The following is a 5,125-nucleotide window of genomic DNA, read 5'->3' on the forward strand; positions in this document are numbered from 1 at the left end:
TTTTTTGGATAACGGCCAGGCCGCGCACTGTTTGTGGTGTGTGGTGGTTGTTTGTTTTGTTTTTGTCAGGTTTTTGGGCCTTTCATTGTTTTGTGATTCTTCTGATTTGAAGGGTTTTTGATGGAGGGTTTGATCCTGGCTCAGGACGAACGCTGGCGGCGTGCTTAACACATGCAAGTCGAACGGTAAGGCTCCAGCTTGCTGGGGTACACGAGTGGCGAACGGGTGAGTAACACGTGGGTGACCTGCCCTGCACTTCGGGATAAGCCTGGGAAACTGGGTCTAATACCGGATAGGACCATGGTGTGGATACTGTGGTGGAAAGTTTTTTCGGTGTGGGATGGGCCCGCGGCCTATCAGCTTGTTGGTGGGGTAATGGCCTACCAAGGCGGCGACGGGTAGCCGGCCTGAGAGGGTGGACGGCCACATTGGGACTGAGACACGGCCCAGACTCCTACGGGAGGCAGCAGTGGGGAATATTGCACAATGGGCGCAAGCCTGATGCAGCGACGCCGCGTGGGGGATGACGGCCTTCGGGTTGTAAACTCCTTTCACCATCGACGAAGGGTTTCTGACGGTAGATGGAGAAGAAGCACCGGCTAACTACGTGCCAGCAGCCGCGGTAATACGTAGGGTGCGAGCGTTGTCCGGAATTACTGGGCGTAAAGAGCTCGTAGGTGGTTTGTCGCGTCGTCTGTGAAATTCCGGGGCTTAACTCCGGGCGTGCAGGCGATACGGGCATAACTTGAGTACTGTAGGGGAGACTGGAATTCCTGGTGTAGCGGTGAAATGCGCAGATATCAGGAGGAACACCGGTGGCGAAGGCGGGTCTCTGGGCAGTAACTGACGCTGAGGAGCGAAAGCATGGGGAGCGAACAGGATTAGATACCCTGGTAGTCCATGCCGTAAACGGTGGGCGCTAGGTGTGGGTTTCCTTCCACGGGATCCGTGCCGTAGCTAACGCATTAAGCGCCCCGCCTGGGGAGTACGGCCGCAAGGCTAAAACTCAAAGGAATTGACGGGGGCCCGCACAAGCGGCGGAGCATGTGGATTAATTCGATGCAACGCGAAGAACCTTACCTGGGCTTGACATATACAGGATCGCGCCAGAGATGGTGTTTCCCTTGTGGCTTGTATACAGGTGGTGCATGGTTGTCGTCAGCTCGTGTCGTGAGATGTTGGGTTAAGTCCCGCAACGAGCGCAACCCTTGTCTTATGTTGCCAGCACGTGATGGTGGGGACTCGTAAGAGACTGCCGGGGTTAACTCGGAGGAAGGTGGGGATGACGTCAAATCATCATGCCCCTTATGTCCAGGGCTTCACACATGCTACAATGGTCGGTACAGTGGGTTGCCAGTCCGTGAGGGCGAGCTAATCCCGTAAAGCCGGTCTCAGTTCGGATCGGGGTCTGCAACTCGACCCCGTGAAGTCGGAGTCGCTAGTAATCGCAGATCAGCAACGCTGCGGTGAATACGTTCCCGGGCCTTGTACACACCGCCCGTCACGTCATGAAAGTCGGTAACACCCGAAGCCAGTGGCCTAACACTTTTTTGTGGGGGAGCTGTCGAAGGTGGGATTGGCGATTGGGACGAAGTCGTAACAAGGTAGCCGTACCGGAAGGTGCGGCTGGATCACCTCCTTTCTAAGGAGTTTATTTTTTCTTCTGGTCATGTGTCATCGTGTTGGTGGCGTGTGGCTGTTTTTTGTTTTTTGGGTGGAACACCTACTGGTTAGATCACTGAATTTGATGGTGGTCTGCGCGCGTGCGTGTGATGATTTAAGCGTTTGTGCTTTCCTTTGGTGTTGGTTGGTTGTTGGTGCGCTGTTGGGTGTCTGGGATGACACGCTTGTTGTTGTTCCTGTTGTACAGGTTGCTGCGTGCTGCGGGCGGGCTGCTTTTGTGGTGGTTTGTTTTGTGGTGTGTGGGTGTTGTGTGAGAACTGGATAGTGGACGCGAGCATCTTGTTTTTCTGTAAGTTCGATGTTGTCAAGCAGTTTTTCTGTTTGTGATTGTTCTTAGTTATTTGTTTGTGTGTTGTGTTGTAAGGGCGCATGGTGGATGCCTTGGCATAGTAGGCCGATGAAGGACGTGAGAGGCTGCGATAGGCCTCGGGGAGCTGCCAACTGAGCGTTGATCCGAGGGTGTCCGAATGGGGAAACCTGGCCGTCGTTGTGGGCGGTCGCCGTTAGATGAATTCATAGTCTAATTGGTGGTTACGCGGGGAAGTGAAACATCTCAGTACCCGTAGGAGTAGAAAACAATTGTGATTCCGTTAGTAGTGGCGAACGAACGTGGATGAGGCTAAACCGCGTGCGTGTGATACCTGGCAGGGTTTGCGTGCGTGGGGTTGTGGGGATGCATTGTGCAGGGTCTGCTAGTCCTGCGTTGTGTTGTGTGGGTGTAGCGGAAGTGGATTGGAATGTCCTGCCGTAGACGGTGAGAGTCCGGTACGTGAAACACTTGCATGTGCAATTGGTGTGTTGCCCGAGTAGCAGCGGGCTCGTGGAATCTGCTGTGAATCTGCCGGGACCACCCGGTAAGCCTAAATACCTGCTTATGACCGATAGCGGATTAGTACCGTGAGGGAATGGTGAAAAGTACCCCGGGAGGGGAGTGAAATAGTACCTGAAACCATGTGCTTACAATCCGTCAGAGCCTCTTTTTTGGGGTGATGGCGTGCCTTTTGAAGAATGAGCCTGCGAGTCAGCGGCATGTCGCGAGGTTAACCCGTCAAGTGGGGTAGTCGTAGCGAAAGCGAATACTAATTAGTGTGTTGTAGTGGCATGTCCTGGACCCGAAGCGGGGTGATCTACCCATGGCCAGTGTGAAGCAGAGGTAAGACTCTGTGGAGGCGCGAACCCACTTAGGTTGAAAACTGAGGGGATGAGCTGTGGGTAGGGGTGAAAGGCCAATCAAACTCCGTGATAGCTGGTTCTCCCCGAAATGCATTTAGGTGCAGCGTCGTGTGTTTCCTCCTGGAGGTAGAGCTACTGGTTGGTTTAGCGGGACTATCATCTTAGCGACATCAGCCAAACTCCGAATGCCAGGTTAGGTCAGAGCACGGCAGTGAGACTGCGGGGGATAAGCTTCGTAGTCGAGAGGGAAACAGCCCAGATCGCCGGCTAAGGCCCCTAAGGGTGTGCTAAGTGGAAAAGGATGTGGGATCGCGAAGACAACCAGGAGGTTGGCTTAGAAGCAGCCATCCTTGAAAGAGTGCGTAATAGCTCACTGGTCGAGTGGTTTTGCGCCGACAATGTAGTGGGGCTCAAGTACACCGCCGAAGCCGCGGCAATCACCTTTGGTGGTTGGGTAGGGGAGCGTCGCGTTGCTGCTGTGAAGCGCTGGGGTAACCCTAGTGTGGAGTGTGCGCGAGTGAGAATGCAGGCATGAGTAGCGAATGAGGAGTGGAAAACTCCTCCGCCGAATGACTAAGGGTTCCTGGGCCAGGTTAATCCTCCCAGGGTGAGTCGGGACCTAAGGCGAGGCCGACAGGCGTAGTCGATGGATAACGGGTTGATATTCCCGTACCCGTGTGTCCGCGCCCATGGTGAATCAGGGATACTAACCCACCTGATCACGCGCCGTTTACTAGCCTTTTAGGTTGGTTGGTGTGTGTGATGCTGGGGACCTGAACTGGTAGTAGCCAAGTGATGGGGTGACGCAGGAAGGTAGCCGTGCCACGTGATGGATATCGTGGTGTAAGCGTGTGGCCCGTGTTCTAGGTAAATCCGGAGCACATATAGGGTGAGGCGTGATGCGTACCCGTTTTGGGGAAGTTGGTGATCCTATGCTGCCGAGAAAAGCCTCTAGCGATGTGGATATACGGCCCGTACCCGAAACCGACACAGGTGGTCAGGTAGAGAATACTAAGGCGATCGGGACAACTGTGGTTAAGGAACTCGGCAAAATGCCCCCGTAACTTCGGGAGAAGGGGGGCCATGACTGGTGACCGACGTGGTTGAGCTGGTTGTGGCCGCAGAGAATAGAGGGAAGCGACTGTTTACTAAAAACACAGGTCCGTGCGAAGACGGTGAAGTCGATGTATACGGACTGACGCCTGCCCGGTGCTGGAAGGTTAAGAGGACCTGTTAGATCCCTTGTGGGTCGAAGCGGAGAATTTAAGCCCCAGTAAACGGCGGTGGTAACTATAACCATCCTAAGGTAGCGAAATTCCTTGTCGGGTAAGTTCCGACCTGCACGAATGGCGTAACGACTTCCCTGCTGTCTCAACCACAGACCCGGCGAAATTGCAGTACGAGTAAAGATGCTCGTTACGCGCGGCAGGACGAAAAGACCCCGGGACCTTCACTATAGCTTGGTATTGGTGTTCGGTTCGGTTTGTGTAGGATAGGTGGGAGACTGTGATGCCTCAACGCCAGTTGGGGTGGAGTCGTTGTTGAAATACCACTCTGATCGTATTGGACATCTCAACCTCGGCCCGTGATCCGGGTTAGGGACAGTGCCTGGTGGGTAGTTTAACTGGGGCGGTTGCCTCCTAAAGAGTAACGGAGGCGCCCAAAGGTTCCCTCAGCCTGGTTGGCAATCAGGTGTTGAGTGTAAGTGCACAAGGGAGCTTGACTGTGAGACTGACAGGTCGAGCAGGTAGGAAACTAGGGACTAGTGATCCGGCACCGGCTTGTGGAAGCGGTGTCGCTCAACGGATAAAAGGTACCCCGGGGATAACAGGCTGATCTTCCCCAAGAGTCCATATCGACGGGATGGTTTGGCACCTCGATGTCGGCTCGTCGCATCCTGGGGCTGGAGTAGGTCCCAAGGGTTGGGCTGTTCGCCCATTAAAGCGGCACGCGAGCTGGGTTTAGAACGTCGTGAGACAGTTCGGTCTCTATCCGCCGCGCGCGTAGAAACTTGAGGAAGGCTGTCCCTAGTACGAGAGGACCGGGATGGACGTACCTCTGGTGTGCCAGTTGTCCCGCCTGGGGCATGGCTGGTTGGCTACGTACGGAAGGGATAACCGCTGAAAGCATCTAAGCGGGAAGCCTGTTCCAAGATTAGGTTTCTTTTGAGGTCCCCTATAGATGATGGGGTTGATAGGCCGGATCTGGAAGCATCGTAAGGTGTGGAGGTGACCGGTACTAATAGACCAAACATTCAACACACAAAGAT

Annotated in this window: 2 rRNA genes; both read left to right on the plus strand. The window is 54.5% G+C overall.

The features are described 5' to 3' along the window. Positions 1-117 precede the first annotated feature (117 nt). Positions 118-1,642: ribosomal RNA gene (locus tag CORAM0001_RS10705) — 16S ribosomal RNA — on the plus strand. A gap of 390 nt (positions 1,643-2,032) precedes the next feature. Further along, positions 2,033-5,119, plus strand: a 23S ribosomal RNA gene (locus tag CORAM0001_RS10710). Together the 16S and 23S rRNA genes form the textbook arrangement of a ribosomal RNA operon. Positions 5,120-5,125: the final 6 nt, after the last annotated feature.

The sequence above is a fragment of the Corynebacterium amycolatum SK46 genome, from assembly GCF_000173655.1.
Taxonomy (GTDB): domain Bacteria; phylum Actinomycetota; class Actinomycetes; order Mycobacteriales; family Mycobacteriaceae; genus Corynebacterium; species Corynebacterium amycolatum_A.